The organism is Arthrobacter sp. 10N418, assembly GCF_056394725.1.
In genome coordinates this window covers 40,115-57,967 of the sequence record NZ_JBFTIK010000022.1, presented here as the reverse complement: position 1 = coordinate 57,967, position 17,853 = coordinate 40,115, and the positions used below count along the sequence as shown (strand labels likewise).

Annotated in this window: 12 protein-coding genes and 1 pseudogene; 4 read left to right on the top strand and 9 right to left on the bottom strand. The window is 65.9% G+C overall.

From position 1 onward, the window contains the following. Positions 1–245 precede the first annotated feature (245 nt). From AC1DCZ_RS16120 to AC1DCZ_RS16110, 3 genes are all read right to left on the bottom strand, one after another. Complete coding sequence (locus AC1DCZ_RS16120) at positions 246–1,157, bottom strand: undecaprenyl-diphosphate phosphatase (protein WP_476975489.1); 912 nt, start codon at positions 1,155–1,157, stop codon at positions 246–248. A gap of 189 nt (positions 1,158–1,346) precedes the next feature. Further along, positions 1,347–1,829 (bottom strand): DUF1345 domain-containing protein, encoded by a 483-nt coding sequence (locus tag AC1DCZ_RS16115; RefSeq protein WP_476975488.1) that lies wholly within the window; start codon positions 1,827–1,829, stop codon positions 1,347–1,349. 23 nt (positions 1,830–1,852) lie between these two features. Beyond that, positions 1,853–2,002, bottom strand: a complete 150-nt coding sequence (locus tag AC1DCZ_RS16110) for a hypothetical protein (protein ID WP_476975487.1) — start codon at positions 2,000–2,002, stop codon at positions 1,853–1,855. A 138-nt stretch (positions 2,003–2,140) separates the two neighbouring features. Here AC1DCZ_RS16110 and AC1DCZ_RS16105 point away from each other — a divergent pair, with 138 nt between their 5' ends. After that, on the top strand, positions 2,141–3,655 hold the full coding sequence (locus AC1DCZ_RS16105; RefSeq protein WP_476975486.1) for an LCP family protein: 1,515 nt from the start codon (positions 2,141–2,143) through the stop codon (positions 3,653–3,655). A gap of 539 nt (positions 3,656–4,194) precedes the next feature. On the opposite strand, the gene ftsW is transcribed toward AC1DCZ_RS16105, so the two are convergent. Beyond that, positions 4,195–5,403 carry a putative lipid II flippase FtsW gene (gene ftsW, locus AC1DCZ_RS16100; RefSeq protein WP_476975485.1) on the bottom strand — a complete coding sequence of 403 codons (1,209 nt, stop codon included), beginning with the start codon at positions 5,401–5,403 and terminating at the stop codon, positions 4,195–4,197. A 429-nt stretch (positions 5,404–5,832) separates the two neighbouring features. On the opposite strand from ftsW, the pseudogene AC1DCZ_RS16095 reads away from it, so the two are divergent. After that, a pseudogene (locus AC1DCZ_RS16095) lies at positions 5,833–6,003 on the top strand (FtsW/RodA/SpoVE family cell cycle protein); the annotation flags it as partial. Between the two features lie 25 nt (positions 6,004–6,028). On the opposite strand, the gene AC1DCZ_RS16090 reads toward AC1DCZ_RS16095, so the two are convergent. From AC1DCZ_RS16090 to AC1DCZ_RS16070, 5 genes are all read right to left on the bottom strand, one after another. Beyond that, on the bottom strand, positions 6,029–7,621 hold the full coding sequence (locus AC1DCZ_RS16090) for a GMC family oxidoreductase (RefSeq protein ID WP_476975484.1): 1,593 nt from the start codon (positions 7,619–7,621) through the stop codon (positions 6,029–6,031). Further along, on the bottom strand, positions 7,618–8,385 hold the full coding sequence (locus AC1DCZ_RS16085; RefSeq protein ID WP_476896732.1) for a glucose 1-dehydrogenase: 768 nt from the start codon (positions 8,383–8,385) through the stop codon (positions 7,618–7,620). Before AC1DCZ_RS16085 ends, AC1DCZ_RS16090 begins: the two co-directional genes overlap by 4 nt. Before the next feature lie 100 nt (positions 8,386–8,485). Continuing rightward, entirely contained in the window at positions 8,486–11,224 is a 2,739-nt protein-coding gene (locus AC1DCZ_RS16080; RefSeq protein WP_476975483.1) for an MGH1-like glycoside hydrolase domain-containing protein, read from the bottom strand. Positions 11,225–11,690: 466 nt separating this feature from the next. Further along, positions 11,691–13,322, bottom strand: a complete 1,632-nt coding sequence (locus tag AC1DCZ_RS16075; protein WP_476975482.1) for an LGFP repeat-containing protein — start codon at positions 13,320–13,322, stop codon at positions 11,691–11,693. A gap of 539 nt (positions 13,323–13,861) precedes the next feature. Further along, on the bottom strand, positions 13,862–14,623 hold the full coding sequence (locus tag AC1DCZ_RS16070) for a glycoside hydrolase family 16 protein (protein WP_476975481.1): 762 nt from the start codon (positions 14,621–14,623) through the stop codon (positions 13,862–13,864). 1,342 nt (positions 14,624–15,965) lie between these two features. Here AC1DCZ_RS16070 and AC1DCZ_RS16065 point away from each other — a divergent pair. Further along, positions 15,966–16,907: an alkaline phosphatase family protein gene (locus AC1DCZ_RS16065; protein ID WP_476975480.1), complete on the top strand. Its 942-nt coding sequence runs from the start codon at positions 15,966–15,968 to the stop codon at positions 16,905–16,907. 177 nt (positions 16,908–17,084) lie between these two features. Further along, positions 17,085–17,666 carry a histidine phosphatase family protein gene (locus tag AC1DCZ_RS16060; RefSeq protein ID WP_476975479.1) on the top strand — a complete coding sequence of 194 codons (582 nt, stop codon included), beginning with the start codon at positions 17,085–17,087 and terminating at the stop codon, positions 17,664–17,666. The last annotated feature ends 187 nt before the right edge of the window (positions 17,667–17,853 follow it).

Here is a 17,853-nt window from a genome sequence, read left to right as displayed (position 1 = left end):
CCGGGCGAAACACCCCGAACGCTTCACCACCACGACCGATCCCAAGATCCTCGCACTCCCAGGACCGGCGTGGATCAACCAACCCAAGGAAAACGCCGAACAGTCAGCCGCCTAACTCCCGCTGGTACCGCTCAGCTTGAAAAATTCCGGGAAGGCCGGCCGAAGAAAGCCCCGGGCTACGCCGGGAACTCGGGCCGCCCTCCGACCAGTTCCCTCAGGGACGGATAGCTGTCCTCGCGTTAGCCCTAACCGATAATGAGCATGGCCACGAAGTAAATGGCGCCGCCGGCCACACAGTAGATGGCGAACGGTGTCAGTGTCCTGGATTCGAAGAACCTGAGCAGGAATTTTGTGGCGAACCATGCGGCGACTGCGGAGCAGAGGGCACCGACAAGGTAGGCGGGACGCTCGTCGGCCATTGCAGGGCTGAGCAGCTCCGGGAGTTTGAGCACGGCGGCAGCCCCGATGATGGGGGTGGCGAGCAGGAAACTGAAGCGGGCGGCGTTTTCGTTATTCAGTCCTGAAAGCAGGCCTCCGACCATGGACGAACCGGACCTGGAAATACCGGGCACGAGGGCCGCGGCCTGCGCCGCACCAATGCCCAGCGCCTGTTTCCAGGAAAGAGTCGTGGCGATCCGGGCATCCGAACCAGGACCGTCCGCGGCGGAGCCTGCCGGGTCCTGTCCCTGGGCGGAATGTGTTCCGGCGCGCGGCCGTTCGCGCCGCCGTAGGCGTTCTGCGGCGAACAGGACCAGCCCGTTGAGGATCAGGAAGGCGGCCGCGATCAACGGGGAGGCGAACAGTGCACGGATGGGTTTCTCCAGGACCAGGCCTAGGATACCGGCGGGAATAGTTCCGATGATGAGCAGCCAGCCGAGTTTCGCGTAGGTGTCGGAGGGGCTGATCTTCCGGTCCCTGAAGGATCGGACCAGTCCCTTGAAGATTTCGATCCAGTCTTTGAGGAAGAAGATGAACAGCACGATGGCGGTGGCCAGGTGTGTGGCAATGAGGAAGGTCAGAAACGAGGGCGAGTTCTGGTCCAGGTTCCACCCGAGCAGCTTCGGAAGAATGACGCTGTGGCCGAGGCTGGAAATGGGAAAGAGCTCGGTAAGGCCCTGGAGAAGGCCAAGAACGGCAGCCTGGATCATAGTTATCATTCCGCGAGCTTATCCGGGTCCGGTGGCCGCCAAGAAACGGTGTTGGAGGTCATCCCTGACCACCGCGAACCGCCGATGTTGTCGCCAGCCGCCGCGGCGTGAAATCCACGCGCCGGGGGTCCGCTGCCTTGCAGGTCACCGGAACAGCCCCCGCCGGGTTCTTTGCCGTGGCGAGACCGGTTGGGTGCGTCAGTGGACGAGGCCCGAGACGAGGTTGATGACGGTGGCCAGGACGATGGCGCCAAGGACGTAGGACAGGAGCGCGTGACGGAGGGCGGTGTACCGGATCGCGTCGGTTGTCAGGTCGGTGTCCGAGACCTGGAAGGTCATGCCGATGGTGAACGAAAGGTAGGCGAAGTCCCCGTAACGCGGCGGCTTCTTTTCGTTGAAGTCCACCCCCTCGTTTTCCCCGTAGTAGACGGTGGCGTAGCGGAGCGTGAAGAGAGTCTGCACCAACAGCCATGACAGCGTGACGCTACCCAGTGCCAGGGCGATGATGGCCGCCTTCAGGCCGCCCTGGGTGGATCCTGCTTCCAGCAGGATCAAGGCGACACCCCCGAAGCTCCCTGCCGTCGCCGCCAGCACCAGCACGTCCGAGACGACCCGGCCCGGATCCTCACCGCGGGCGCGGGCGTGGGCGGCGGTGCCCGCGGCGTCCAGACGCCCGATCACTGACCATACCCAGATCAGGTAGGTCAGCGACGCGGCCGCCCACCCGAGCGCCGGGCGTAGGCCCAGGACCCTAGATTCCCGACGGCCAGGGCGACGGCCAGCCCGACGGCGGCCATAGCGGCCAGCCGCACGCCTGAACGGTGGACGGGGGTGCTGAAAGTTGAAATGCTCATCGGCGGATCATGACATCCCGGGGTGGCAGAACGTCCGCAATCGGTGTGCCGCTCAACTTCACCGACGCGTCTGAAGGCGGTTCCCAGCAACAGTCAGTATCATGGGCGGGTTCGAATGCCCCCGGAGAGGTAGCCACATTGCGTCACGATTTGCCCGGCCCGGATTCCGGCGCCCCCGTCCCCTATCCAGGTCATGGCACCCTGGTTGAGAGCAGCCGCAACCACCCGGGCCGGCGGCGGCCGCTCTGGCTCAAGATCACCGGCATCGCCGCCGCAGTGCTGCTGCTGGGAGTCCTCGCTTTCGGTGGGTACTGGCTCTGGCGCCTCCAGTCGAACATCACCACCTCCGCCCTCGGAGCCGGCGGCCTCCGGACCGAAGGGCCGGTCGATGACAGCAAGGACCGTCTGCAGATCCTCGTCCTGGGCAGTGACACAAGGAGCGGGAAGAACGGACAATACGGCACCGCGGACCAGTCTTCGGGGTACGGTCAGTCCGATGTGATGATGCTGCTGGACATCTCCGCCGACAACAACCACGTCAACGTCATCAGTTTCCCGCGGGACCTCCTCGTCGACGTTCCCGCCTGCAAGGACCGGACGACAAACCAGCAACACGATCCGCGCCAGAACGTCATGATCAACAGCGCGATGGCTGACGCCGGCATCGGCTGTGCCGTGGACACCGTGAACAAGCTCACCGGAATGGAAGTGGACCACTTCATGATGGCTGACTTCAATGCCGTGAAGGAGCTCTCCAACACCGTCGGCGGCGTCGATGTCTGCGTCAACGCCGCCGTCTCCGACCCCGAATCCGGACTCCGTCTGCCAAAGGGCATCTCCCAGGTCCAGGGCGACCAGGCCCTGGCCTTTCTGCGCACCCGCCACGGCTTCGCAGATGGCGGAGACCTGGGCCGGATCAAGGCCCAGCAATCCTTCCTGGCCTCCCTCACCCGGAAGCTGAAGGCCGACGGTACCCTCGGCAACCCCCAGAAAGTCCTGGCCATCGCCGACACCGTGACCAAGAACCTGACCGTCGATGACGGGCTCGCCTCGGTCCCGACGATGCTGACCCTCGCCGACCGGCTCAAGAACATCGACCCGGCCAAGGTCAACTTCATCACCGTACCGACCGTACCGGCACCCTCGGATCCCAACCGGCTCACCCTCGACCAACCCGCGGCAGGCAACCTATTCGCCATGCTCCGCCGCAGCGCCGACCTCAGCCAGCCCGCCCCGGCGGCTCCCCCGTCCACGGACCCGTCCACCACGGCAGCGAAGCCCGGCTATGAGAAGGCACTCCAGCCAGTCACCATCGCCAACGGCACTAGCGTGCCCGGCAGGAGCAGCGAAATCGGCGCTCTCGTGACCGGGGCCGGTTTCACCAACGTTTCCCGGATCCAGGCGCAACCGCGGCCCGAGACGTTCGTCTACTACGGCCCCGGCTTCGCCGACGTCGCCGCTGACGTCGCCGCGATGTTCGGACTTCCCCCGGAGCGCGTGCAGCCGGCTCCGGGCGTCCAGGGCGTTCAGCTTTACGCGGGACTGGATTTCGCGACAGGCACCCAGCCCTCGCCGGCCGCTGAAAAGCCCAATGATGTGGTTGCCCAGACGGCCAACGACCAGACCTGCCAGGCCGCCAACACGGGCGGCTAGGCCGCCTCCGCACCTGATGCCGAAGATCGCCCGGCCAGCTGACGGGCGACTCCGGCACTCCGCATGGGCGGCGGCCACGGGCTCATTGCGGTTACCACGGCCGCCCGTGCCCCCGTCGCGTGCGCGGGTAGGATGGCCGGATCGGGGCGGGCAAACCTCAACCCCGCGGATGCGAAGGAAGCGACGATGGCCACACAAAGCAAGCCTTCCCAGTCGGAAGGCACCCCACGAAGTCGGTTACGTGAAGGAAAGAACCGCCGGACGCGCCCGGGTCACGGACCCATCCAAAACTTTCCGTCCAGGACCGCCACATGATCCTCGACGCCGACAAGCCCGGCCACGCCTCCCGCCGGTTGCGCGGGGAGATTCTGGGCACCTACCTTCTAATGGTCGCCGCAGCCGGAGCCGGCATGATGAACTCATCGCCGTCTTCGTGTGCCTCGACCCGGTCTCCGACGCGCACGTGAATCCTGTCGTGACCCTGGCCTTCGCCCTGCATGGACTCTCCCTGGCGCAGGGTCCCGGGCTCACTGCCGGGGCTAAGGCTTGCGTGACGACGGACCTGGTCCCCGCAGGACGGGGCGGAGGCGTGAACGGATCCGGTCCGGGACGCGGAATCCCCGGGCCGGCCGCGGGCTAGCCGGCTTCGCGGCCGTGCGCCTGGACGCTTCGGCTTCTTCGGCATTCGGGTTGGTGCGGGTGACGGCGAGGATCATGCCGATGCCTGCCAATGAGGAGACCATGGCCGAGCCGCCGTAGGAGATGAACGGCAGCGGGACGCCGATGACCGGAAGCAGTCCGCTGACCATGGCGATGTTGATCACGGCCTGTCCGATGATCCAGGTGATGACGCTGCAGACAAGGACGCGGGAGAAAGCATCCCGGGTGCGGGCTATGGTTTTGAAGATGGCGACGGCCAGGATAGCGAACAGCCCGAGGACCAGCAGGGTGCCGGCAAGGCCCAGTTCCTCGCCCAGGATCGTGAAGATGAAGTCGTTGTGGGCTTCGGGAATCCAGTTCCATTTCTCCCTGCTCTGCCCGAGACCGGCCCCGAACCAACTGCCGGAGGCCAGCGCGTATTGGCCGTTCAGGGCCTGGTAACCCAGTCCTTGGGAATCTTCCGTGGAGCCCGCGCCGAGCCAGGAAGAGATCCGGCCCATGCGGTTGCCGCTGGTTGCTGCCAGGACCAGTGCCGCCACGGCGGAAGCCAGCGAGGCGACCCCGATGACTTTCATCGGAACACCGCCGTAGAACAGGGTGGCGGCGAGAATGATCATGATGATTATGGTCGTGCCCAGGTCATGGCCCAGGGCGACGAGGGCCATGATGACCGCGCCCACGGGCAGCACGGGGATGACCGCGTGCTTCCACTGGACCAGAAGTTTCTGCTTCCGGTTCAGGACCGATGCGGCCCAGACGATAAGCGCGAGTTTGGCGAATTCGGAGGGCTGGGCTGTGAACCCGCCGACGTTCAGCCAGTTCCTGTTGCCGTTCACCGTCATGCCCAGGGGCGTGAAGACCAGAGCCAAGGCGATGGTGGCGGCGATGAGCATTGGCCAGGCCATCTTCCGGATAAGCCGGACCGGTAACCCGGCCAGGCCCAGCATGATGACGACACCGGTGAGGGTCCACATGCCCTGCTTCAGGGGCAGGTCATACGGGTTGACCCCGGAGGCGACGGACTCGACCGACGATGCCGAGGCTACTTCGACCAGGCCGATCGCCGCCAGGGTCAGGACAACAGCCAAGATGACCGGCCGCTGCCGGTCAGTGGTTTCGTCCGCCAGCCACCTTCTGACTCGGCCCGACGAGCGCTTTGGCAGGTTTCGGTGTGGCAGCGGCTTTGGCGTTGCAGTGGTCATCGTTTTGCTCCGTGGGTTCCGTCGGGCTCTGGTGCCCACTCCGGTCCGCTGCGCGGACATCCAGCACTCGAGAACAATATGTCCTTTGTCCGTCTCGACGGCCGATGACAGGCATTGCGCGGCCGTGTCGGAGGGATTGTCCCGGTTCGGGTCGCGGGAGGGAAGTAGGAATTCCTGATGGTCCCCAGGCCGGCGCCGGCCGCTGGCCGTGCGGTCAGCCGGCGCCGGCCGCTCCGAAGTAGAACGGCGGCCACCTGAGCCCGGCGAGACGGCGCCGCCGCCGCGGCTCAAGCTGCAAAGTTCGTCGCGGTGTCTCCGCTCACCGGCCTGACCACCCCGTTCCTGTCCGCCGGAGGCTCCAGCCTGCTGGCGAACTGGATCATCATTGCCCTGCAGTTTCGCATCAGCGACGCCGCCCGCAGACCCGACGCAGCCAGCCCGCTCCCGACCACGCTCGACGCGGCCGGGCACACTCTCGAGCAATGACGATCCTGTCAGGCCCGCCCTCGTCTTACAGGATGCGTTCGGTGATTCGGTCGGCTACGCGCAGGGCGTTGGCGATGATGGTCAGGGTCGGGTTCACCGCGCCGATGGAGGGCATGAAGCTGCCGTCGACGACGTAGAGGTTGTCCAGGTCGAAGGCCTTGCAGTCGACGTCCAGCGCCGCAGCGGCCGGGTCGGTGCCAAAACGGACGGTTCCTGCCTGGTGTGCGGTGGCTGCGACGTCCATGTCCTTGTGCGGGTAGATGCTGCGCGCGAACGAGGCGGAGCGGGCATCGAGTCTGTTCAGAACGCCGTCGAAGGTTCTGCGGAGTCGTTTGACGCCCTCAATGTTGTTCCCTGGCTGGAGCGCCAGCTGGACGGAGCCGTCGGCGCGCAGCGTCACCCGGCTCTCGGGCAGGGGAAGGTCTTCCCCTGCCAGCCAGAAGTCCAGGGCGTGCGATGCGACCGCGCCGAAGACGGAGGACGGTCCGAGCCCGAACGGCTTGGGCGCTTCGGCCTTGATCTGCCAGTCGTCGGATTTTCCCAGCATCTGGATATTTCCCATCGGGTAGTCCCATTGGGCACTCGGACCGTAGAAGTCGTTGAGGGCGAGTGTTTTCTGGAACACGGTGGGATTGGGGTCTTTGGACACGGCCATCAAGCCGACGTTGTTATGCCGCATGTAGTGCCGGCCGACGACGTCGGAGCTGTTCCCCAGCCCGCGGGGGTGCCGGTCGCTGGCTGACTGAAGCAGCAGTACCGACGAGAGGATCGATCCGGCCGAGAGGACCACGATGTCTCCGGCGAACGTACGGGTGCTTCCGTCTTCCATGGTGGCGTGGACCCCCGTGACAGTGCGGCCGGCGTCGTCGGTTGTGAGGCGTTCCACGGTTGCCCGGGTGATCAGCGTCAGGTTCGGATGGGCGGCCAGCGCCGGGCTCACCGCGGCTGTTTCCGCGTCGGCTTTGGCCCCGAGAAGGCAGGGGAAGCCGTCTACCCGGTCGCAGCGGATGCACCCGGACCCGACGGCGGCCGTGCCGTCGGGGTTCTGGTCCAGATTGATGCCAAGGGGCAGGTGGAAGGGGTGGAGACCGAACTGTTCGAGCCCGTCGGAGAGTTCCTGAATCCGTGGTTCATGTTTCACGGGCGGGTGCGCGTAGTCGTGGCTGAAGGGCCCGGCGAAGGGGTCCTCGCCGTGGCGCCCGTGGACCATGTACTGGTGTTCGGCTTGGACATAGTACGGTTCCAGGTCCGCGTAACTGAACGGCCAGGCCGGGGAGATACCGCCATAGTGGCGGATCTGTCCGAAATCCGCCGGCGTAAGCCGGAAAAGCGCTGCGCCGTAGACCTTTGAGTTGCCGCCAACGACGTAGTGCAGCCCTGGATGGAACGGTTTGCCGGTCCCGTCATAGAAGGTTTCGGATGCTGTGTAGCGGCCCTTCCCAAACACTTCGCGGGAGTCCCAGTTGGCCCGCTCGCGTTTGAGGTAGTCCCCACGTTCCAGAAGCAGGATTCGCTTGCCTGTCCTGGCCAGCCTGCCCGCCAGGGTACCGCCGCCGGGCCCGCTGCCTATGACGACGACGTCGTACCGGTCCCCCGCTTCGGTGGAGGGCTCGTTCACAGTCCGACGCTCCCCTGCATGATGCCGCCGTCGATGAACACCGACGTCGATGTCAGATACGCGGCAGTGTCGGAGGCCAGCATAACGGCCATGCGGGCTATTTCCTCCGGCTTGGCCATGCGCCCCAGCGGTATGGCGGCATCCAGGGATTTTAGTTTCCCGGGATCGGCCATGGTGGAGGCGTTGATGGGGGTCTCCACCGCGCCGGGGCAGAGGTTCAGGACCCGGATGCCGTGTTGGCCCAGCTCGACCCCGGCCGTACGGGTGAGCATCCGCATTCCGCCCTTGGCCACGCAGTAGGCGGTGTTGCCCGGCATCGGCCAGTCCTCGTGCACGGAGGAAATATTCAGGATAACGCCGGCCGTACCCTGGGCGATGAACTGCCGGGCCGCCAGCTGGGTGCCGAAAAAGGCGCTCTTGAGGTTGATATCGAGCACTTTCTGGTATTGCTCCTCGGAGGTCTCCAGCACGGATGTGCGGGTTTCAATTCCGGCGTTGTTGACCAGGACGTCCAGCCCCCCGAAGGTCTCGACGGCCGTTTGGACGAGTGCCTGCAGACCCGCAACCGTGCTGATGTCCGCATCCAACCCGACGGCTTTACCGCCCGCTGCCTCGATCCGGGCGATCAGGGATGAGGTTTCCTCAGGGTGCGCGACGTAGTCGATGACGATGTTGGCACCCGCGGCGGCCGCGGCGATGACGATCGCCTCACCGATTCCGCTGTTGCCGCCCGTTACGATAACTGTCTTGTCTTTCAGCAGCATGGCCGTGTTCCGTCCTGTTGAGTCCCCCGGCCGGGGCCGGCGCAGTGTATTGCACAGTCCAGGACCGGGGCGGGCGCGCCGGGTGTGGGCGACGTAGGGCTCATCGTACCCAGTCTTGCTGGGTGCAAATGAGGTGGGCGACCATGGCCGTCCAGCCGGTCTGGTGCGACGCGCCGAGACCGGCACCGGTGTCACCGTGGAAGTATTCCGAAAAGGTCGGGTGGATGTCCCAGAGTGGGCCCGCACCGAAATCACGCGGGGTGCCGGGCCTGCGGCCATCCGTGCTGGGGCGGAACAAAGACACGAGGCGGTCGTGGAGGGCGTCCGCCACCGCGGACAACGGCACCAGTTGCGATGACCCCGTGGGGAACTCCACCTCGACGTCGGAACCGGCTCCCTGGGCCAGGATTTTGAGGGCATCTGCCAGCAACACATTGATGGGGAACCAGATAGGACCCCGCCAGTTCGAATTCCCGCCGAAAAGTGCCGAGTCAGACTCCCCCGGGTTGTATTGAATGCACACCTGCTGGCCATCGACGTCGGTGCTGAACGGAACCCTGTACGCAGCGGAGAGTGCACGCAGCCCGTGTGGCGAGAGAAACTCTCCCTCATCGAGCAGGAACCGCAAGAGCCGGACGGTCCGTTCCCCGTCGAGGAGAGAAAGGGATCTGCCCGCTGCGCCCGGGGCGCACTGGGCACAGCGCCATGCGGCGTTGCCGGCAGCGGCCTCCGGTCCGGCGGCCGGGATTGTGGGCGGCTCTCCGCCGGCCACGTGCCCCTGCAGAACGTGAAGTTTGTGGAGGAATCCCTGCATGCCGGCCAGGGAGTGTTCGGGGATCGCGCAGACGGCCAGCAACGGAAGAAGCCCCACCATGGACCGGATCTTGAGTTGCTCTGATGACCCGTCCGGACGTATCAGCACGTCATAGAAGAAGCCGTCCTCTTCATCCCAGAGATCAGTGTTCTGGCTGCCGAAGTTTTCCATGGCCTGCGCGATCGCGTAGAAACGGTCCAGGAACGTGACGGCCATTTCTTCCCACACTGGATCTGTCGCGGCCAGTTCCAGCGCGATCCGCATCATCCCAAGGCAGTAAAACGCCATCCAGCTCGTCGCGTCGGACTGCTCGAGCCGGTAGCCTGGCGCCAGGGGCGCGGACCGGTCAAAGAGCCCGATGTTGTCCATCCCCAGAAAGCCTCCCTCAAAGAGGTGGTTGCCGTCGGCGTCCTTGCGGTTGATCCACCAGGAAAAATTCAGCAGCAGTTTGGTGAATATCCGAATCAGGAAGTCCGTGTCCCGGCCGCCGTCGAGCTGATAGACCTGCCACGCCGCCCAGGCCTGGACGGGCGGGTTCACGTCCCCAAGCGCCCATTCATACGCCGGGAGCTGGCCGTTCGGGTGCATGGCATATTCCCGGCAGAGCAACATTAGCTGGTCCTTGGCAAACACCGGGTCGATATGGGCCAGAGGGACGCAATGGAAGGCCAGGTCCCAGGCGGCGAACCACGGGTATTCCCATTCGTCGGGCATGGAAATGACATGGGCCAGTTCCAGGCCCGTCCAGGCAACATTCCGCGGGGCTGCAGCGCCGGGCCTGTTCCGGCGCTGGACCGGGGGCTCTGGCTGGGCCGGGTCTCCTTCGAGCCATTGCTCTACGGCATAGCGGTACAGCTGCTTGCCCCACAGCAGCCCGGCGAAGGCGCGGCGCGCAATGTGGGAGTCGACGGCGGCTGTGCCGGAGGGCAGCACCGTTGCATAGAACTCGTCCGCTTCCTCGCGCCGGGTGGCCACGAGTGCGTCGAATTCCTGCCCGAAGGCGTCACCGGGCACCGATGCGGGGCGCAGACGCAGTTTCACCGCAACGGAACCGCCGGCGGGCACAGCATCGAAGTGATACCAGAGGGCGGCCTTCGTACCCGTGTTCTTTGGGTTGGTGGCACCGGCGTCGCCGTGGACAACCGCCTTGTTGATCCCGTCCTTGGGGTACTGGGAAGCATTCGACTCCGTGCCAAAGAGGGCCACATCATCAGTCTCGTTATCACAGAACAGCACCCTGGGCGCGACCGGGCCGCCGGGACCGGCCGCTGTTTCCCCCGCCAGGACATAGCGACCGAGCGCGTGGTGCGCAGCCTCCACCCGGACCGGGCCGGAAACGGCGGCGTCATCGGAGCGGGCGGCCAGTTTCAGAGCAGGTTTTCGCCCGTCCCGGCCCCACGCCCAGGTGTTGGTGAACCACAGCTGGGGCAGCAGGTCCAAGGGCGCCGCCTCCGGGCCGTGGTTGGTGGCGGTGATCGTAACGAGCACATCATCCGGGGCCGCTTTGGCGTGGCCGACGACGACGTCGAAAAATCGGTCCTCTGCCAGGACACCGGTATCCGCGAGCTCGAATTCCGGTTCCTGCCGGGTCCGTCCGGCGTTCTCGCGAACCAATTGCTCGTACGGGAACGCGACCTGCGGGTAGCGGTAGAGCCACTCGCCAAAGGAATGAGTGGGGGTGGCATCCAGTGCCCACCAGTATTCCTTGACATCCTCGCCGTGGTTCCCCTGCCCGTTGGTGAGCCCAAACAACCGTTCCTTCAGCCGGTCATCGCGTCCGTTCCACAGGGCCACGGAAAAATTCAGATACCCGCCGATGTCACAGAAGCCGCCCAGCCCGTCCTCACCCCAGCGGTAGGCCCGGGCATGGGACTGCCCAAAGGGAAAGTACTCCCACGCATCCCCGTCCGCTGAATAATCTTCCCGCACCGTCCCCCACTGCCGCGCCGAGAGGTACGGACCCCAAAATCGCCAGGGGTTTCCGGCACCGGCGCTGCCGGCGAGTCGATCATCTTCAACACTCATTTCGGTAGTCTCCCACGACTGGCTACCAGCGAAGATCGGACACAGACAGCAGCCGCGCGGAAAAGCGGACTGTGGCCGCACGGCAGGCCTCCTGACCCGCGGCCGGGCGGCGCTAACCTACGATGGGGTGTCCCTCCTGAACAGGCTTCCCCTGTGTCTGGAGTGCTTGCCGACTATTCCATCCCCCATCGGACGCCGCACAGCGATCGGAGTTCTCGGCTCTGCACTGGCCACCGCGCTCAGTGCCTCCTCCGGCAGGACCACCGGAACGCCCCGCCGACCGGGCGCCACTCCGACTCAGGCCGAGGCGGCCGTAAGCCAGCATCCACCGGGAACGACGGCAGACAGCCCCTTACCGGAGGAGCAGGGTATCCTGGCCGCCGACTCAGGAGGGCGCGCAAGATGCGCTGGCGATTTCCGCCGTTGGGCCGTCGTTACCGGATTTCTCCCGAGTCGTTGACCTGCGTTAGGTGATCTTGGTGCCGGTGAGCGGGGACCAGGAGATCCGTCCTCCCTGGTAGTTCTGGGTGACGCTGCCGCCGCCGGTGCCGTATTCGTCGGAGGTCGGGTAGCCAAGGCGGCCGGTGAGGAAGCCGGTGGATGCCCAGGCCTGGCGGATGGCGCCGGCCGTGGGGTGCGCGCCGGTGGTGGCGGACCAGATGATCGACCCGCCCTGGTAGTTCTGGTAGCAGCCGCCGCCGGGCTGCCCGCAGACCACATCCGAGGTCGGATACCGCAGGATCCCGGTCAGGAATCCCGTCCGGGCCCAGGCCGCGCGGACCTCCCCGGAGGTGGGGTGCGCGCCCGTGGCTGCGGACCAGATGACCGCTCCGCCCTGGTAGTCCTGGTAGCAGCCGCCGCCGGGCTGGCCGCAGACCACATCCGAGGTCGGATAGCGCAGGACCCCGGTGAGGAACCCGGTCCGGGCCCAGGCCGCGCGGACGGACCCTGACGTGGGGTGCGCGCCCGTGGCTGCGGACCAGATGATCGCTCCGCCCTGGTAATCCTGGTAGCAGCCGCCGCCGGGCTGGCCGCAGACCACATCAGACATCGGATAGCGCAGGACCCCGGTCAGGAACCCCGTCCGGGCCCACGCCGCGCGGACCTCCCCGGAGGTGGGGTGCGCGCCCGTGGTCGCGGACCAGATGATCGACCCGCCCTGGTAGTCCTGGTAGCAGCCGCCGCCGGGCTGGCCGCAGACGACGTCGCCGGTGGGGTAGCCCATGAATCCGGTGAGGAACCCGGTGCGGGCCCACGCCGCGCGGACCTCCCCGGAGGTGGGGTGCGCGCCCGTGGTCGCGGACCAGATGACCGCCCCGCCCTGGTAGTCCTGGTAGCAGCCGCCGCCGGGCTGGCCGCAGACGACGTCGCCGGTGGGGTAACCCATGAATCCGGTGAGGAACCCGGTGCGGGCCCAGGCCGCGCGGACCTCCCCGGAGGTGGGGTGCGCGCCCGTGGTCGCGGACCAGATGATCGCCCCGCCCGGGTAATCCTGGTAGCAGCCGCCGCCGGGCTGCCCGCACGTTATTGGTGCGGTTGTGGTGCCGAGGCCCGGGTTCGCGGCCGCCGCGGCCTGGATCTCGGTGGTGGCCGCGGGCGGGACAGTTCCCCCGCCGGGCCCTGGAACAGGCGTAGGCGAGGGCAGCGTGCCCGGTACCGGACCAGGGGCTTCCGACCCGCTGTTGATGATCACATCGTCGGTGTAGATATCGCCCATCTGCTGAGGGTGTTCGGCTCCGAGCTGCGCCGTGTCGAATTGAGTCGCGCTGACGCTGACTGTCTGGGCAAAGATGGAGTTGTCATCCCACCAGACCTGCACCCCGGTCGCCGCTCCGTTGGGTACTACGTGCATCACGAGATGGTGCCAGGTGCCCAGGGCTACGGTGGTAACCATCGTGGTGTAAGTGAACCCGGTCGGGGATGCTACCCGGAGTACGAGGCTACCGCTGACGTTCTCCCGGAAGACGTCGAGGTACCGGACGCCGCCCGAGAAGAAACGCAAATAGGGCACGTTGTTGGCCGCGGCACCTTGAGCAGTGATGTTGAACCAGCCGTCCGCGTACGCCTCCTTCATCCCGGAGGCCAGGCTCACGGACATGTTGGCGACCGAAGCTGGATCCGTGGTTGCATGCAGGAACGCAGAGCAACCGGGCGAATGCGAAAATGCGGAGGAGACGGAGGCTGTTCCCGTGCCCGAGGTGAAGGGGCTGAACGGGGCCAGAGTGCCCGACTCAAAGTTGGTGTCTGCCGCCGCCGTGCCCGGATAAGGATCTGCAGGCGCGGGTGTACCGGACTGGCACCCGGGCGCAGCGGTCGCCGGCACGGAACCCAACGCGGTCAGGCCAACCAACGGCAACGCAAGTAAACCCGCAACGCAAAGCCTCAGGAACCGCTTCATCGGTCAGCCCTCCCACACAAGTGGTCAATTCACGCAGTGGCCAGTGCCGGCGGTCCCGGAATTTACAAGAGGACCGGACGGTGAAGATGCCACACCACACGGTATCGCCTGGGAACTTTAGAAAACCTTGAAACGACCATCAGTGGATGCGACACGGCGGATTGGACCCCTCGCACGAACGGCTGAGCACGCCCTCTCCGGAGCGTTCCCCGTGGTGTCTGTCTCTGCCGGAAGTGCCGTCAGATTCTGGACCAGATGGCGACCCAGGCCACCTGTACGTGGCCGGCGGTCGCGGGCGAAGGGCAGCCGGTCAGGCAGGACTCGGTCTGCAGGATGTAATGCATAGGCTTGACCGGGGTGCCGACGGTTATGGCGCCGAGGGGCTTCCCGTCCAGGAGGAACGCGACCCGTCCGGGTGTCCATTCGGTGGTAGCCGTGTGCCAGGCCGTGAAGAGCGCGTTTGATTGGACCTCGTCAAAGACGTCATGGGCGGATCCGCTGCGGTGGACAGCGCCGTAGAACGTACCCGCGAGATCGCCTTCCGGGAAGTCCAGTTCGCCATCCCGTGGCCACACACCACTGTCAGGCCACATCAACCAGGCCGTCTTGAATCCCGGGAGAGAGTCGGCTTTGAAGCGCACGGAGTACCGTCCGTACAGCAAGCTGTTCGGACGGTGCGGGCTGGCGCTGGGGTTCGCGATGACGGGGGTGGGGGCGGCGCCCATGGAAATACCGTTTTCGGAGTGCAGATACCAATCCAGGACCCCGTTCTTGACGCTGAGCACTTTCGACGGATAGTAGCCGGATTTGCCGGAACTGGCCTGCCCGGCTGTGTCGGGCGTCCCATCGCCGTAGCCTGCGCTCCATTTCGCGCCGTAAGCCGCCCCTGGGAAGGCCCCTACGGGGACATCGCCATGGGTGAAGTCCCCGGCGAAAACCTGCCGCCACCCGGGCAGATCCCCGACGGGCATGCGCTGGCCGGAAACGGAACCGTGGTCCACCGTCGGACTTTCCTGTTTGGACGAACCCGGGGTGGCCGCCGGCGCGGAGTCGGACTTGACCGGTCCCGGACCACTCGGTGGTGCTGGCGTCTGCTCGGTCGGGTGCGTCCCGGGGCTTGGGACCGGCGATCCGGTCGGGCCGGTGGAGGCTGAGCGTGCCGGTGGTGGGAGCGCCGAATCTGTCGGACCGGCCGTGGGGACCCCTGCCGGGCTTGGCTCTGACGCAATGCCAGTCGCCTGGGGGACACCCGGGTCGCAGCCGGCGACCGGGACGGCAAGGGCGCCAATGCAGGTGAGGATCATCAACGTTCGGTAGGCGCCGATGTTTTTTCGGTTGAGGAGTGGCAGGAATTGGAGCATCGTCGACCCTTCCTCATGATCAGCATCCAGGTGCGGGGCGCTCGTGGCACGGAAGCAAGCGGTTTTGGCGTGCCGGCGCCGACCGTGGCACTCCCTTCAGCTCCGGACGGTCAGTAAATCCGAGCACCGGTTACGAAGGAGCATCCAATGCACCGAACGATACGCGCGCCCCGGAATCCTGAAAAGGGTCTCGGCCCCGGGACGGACAGGGCGGAACGGAAGGCGTTTTCTGCACAGCACCCAATTAGCCATTCCCGCCCTCTGACTGGGAGGCAGTCGTTCCCTTCGAAAACCGTCATTCCCGGGGTTGTCCTGCGATGTCGTGATCCAGGACGCGACTGGGGTGTCAACCGCAGTCGGCTTCAGCTCGGAACACGTCTCAGTCGGGCACGGGAGCGGATTTAGGGCGAAGTTCCATGTCGGCCATCTCACGCCGCAACCCCGTCAGTCTGCCGGGAATCCAGAACACACACCGGCCCGGAATCGAGCAATGACTCTGGGCACGTTGAATGATCCCGCAATACGTGCATTAGGCGAAGCTGTCCACGATGAGTTCACAGCGATTTGTCAGGGAATTACCCTGCCAATCCCTAGGCTGTTGTGGAACGGTTCTAGGACGTGGCGGTGTTCGCATCCTTTCCACAGTCGCGGCAGGTGCTGTGGGAGTCGCGGTTAGTGCCGCCGGCGACCGACAGTGTTCGGGTCATAGGGAAAGCCGGAAAAGATGAACCGGAAGATCACACCAGCGCATGGCCGGAAGACCACGGGGCGGCCGCGGTGGCTGATCGCTGCGGCAGCCCTCGCCCTGGCGACGGCGGGCTGTCAGCCAACGCCGCCCGGACCCACACCCTCCACGGGGACGGGAACCGCAACGCCTTCCCCCAGCGCGAGCCCCACCGCGGCCTCCCCCGATCCGGGTCCTACTTCGGGATCCCCGTCTCCGGCCGCCCGAGCTACCTCGGGGGCGCCGGGACACGTGTTTGTGATCAACCTTGAGAACAAGGGCTACGACAAGGTCTGGGGCGCCGGCTCGACGGCCCCGTATCTGTCCAAGATCCTGCGGGCCCAGGGCGCCCTGCTCACCCAGTACTACGGGATTGCCCACAATTCGAACCCCAACTACCTAGCCCAGATTTCAGGGCAGGCATCAAACGAAATGACGCGCAACGACTGCCCCACCTATGCCGCGTTTAAGCAGACCGGAACCGCATCACCGAACCAGGTGCAAGGGACCGGCTGCGTGTACCCGGTCGCGGTCCCCACCGTTGCCGGCCAGCTTAGTTCGGCCGGAAAGACCTGGAAAGGCTACATGGAAGACATGCAGGTCCCCTGCCAGCACCCCCGGCGCGGCGCCCAGGACGACCATCAGGGTGCCACCGCTGGGGACCAGTACGCCACCCGCCACAACCCGTTCGTGTACTTCGAATCCATCACTTTGTCCCCGGACTGCCAGAGTAACGTTGTCGCCTTCACCAATCTGGCCAGCGACCTCAAGTCCGCCGGCACGACACCCAACCTGTCTTATATCACCCCCAACCTGTGCAACGACGGGCACGACAGCCCCTGCGTCGACGGCAGCCCGGGCGGACTTACCAGTGCCGACGCGTGGCTCCGCCAGCAGGTCCCGGCCATCTTGAATTCGCCGGCCTACACAGCCGACGGCATGCTCGTGATCACCTTCGACGAAACCGACGGAATCACCACCGGACCCGCGGGACTCCTGCCCGGCGGCACGGCCGGCGGAAAAATCGGCGCCCTCGTTCTCTCCCCCTTCACCAAAGGCGGGACCACGTCCAACACCCCGTACAACCACTACAGCCTGCTCGCCACCATCGAAGACGCCTTCTCCCTCCCCCGCCTCGGCTACGCAGGGGCCCCAGGACTGAACCCCTTCGGCACAGACGTCATCAACAACAGACCGTGACCCGGTGGACCGGGTGCCAGTCACGAGCGCGCGACGCCTCCTCGCCGCCCCCAGACATGTCAACCCAGCAGGGCAGCGGGGCTCCGGATCACGAGCAACCGAACGGGCGGCCCGGGACGACCCCGGTCCAAGCCGACCCAAGCAAGAAACCCCACGCCGCGGCGAACAGGACAGCCGATGACCCTAATCACCCTCGTCAGACACGGTGAGACAATCTGGCACAGCGAAGACCGATACGTCGGTAGTTCAGACGTCGCCATGACCCCACGGGGCGGGAGCCAGGCGGCCTCCCTCGCGCGCTGGGCGGCGACTATGGACCTGACGAGCATCCGCTCCTCCGACCTCAGCCGGGCGCGGGTGACTGCCGAAGAATGCAGCGCCGCCACGGGCCTCAGCCTCACCATCGATCCCCGACTGCGCGAACTGGACCTTGGCCAGGTGGAAGGACTCACCAGAGCCCAGATGCGGGCACGCTTCCCCGAAGAATATAGGGCGTTCAAGTCCGACCCGGCCTCGAACCATTTCCCCGGCGGCGAACACCCCATCTTCGCAGCACAACGATTTACTGCAGCCCTCCAGGACGCAACAACAGCGGACCCGGGCGGGCATGTCCTCGCCATCGCTCACAGCACCGCCATTCGGCTCGCGCTGTGCGTCCTGCTCGGAATCCCGTTGAGTAGTACCGCCGGGCGTTCCCGTCCCTTGGGAACTGCACCCTCACCACGATCCGCAACACGCCCGGCAGGACCGGACTACTGAACTACAACTGCCCTGTCGAGACACGTTGACATCACCCGCGACGGCGTCCCCACCGGCGTGGTCTGTCCGGTGGCGGCCGCGGCTGCCATCGAAAGCCATTCTGACCGCGCCTTGGACCCAAACCGGTACCTGAACCGGCCGGAAGTGACGCGGGGTGGCGCTGTCATGCCTTCCCGGAGATTTTGGC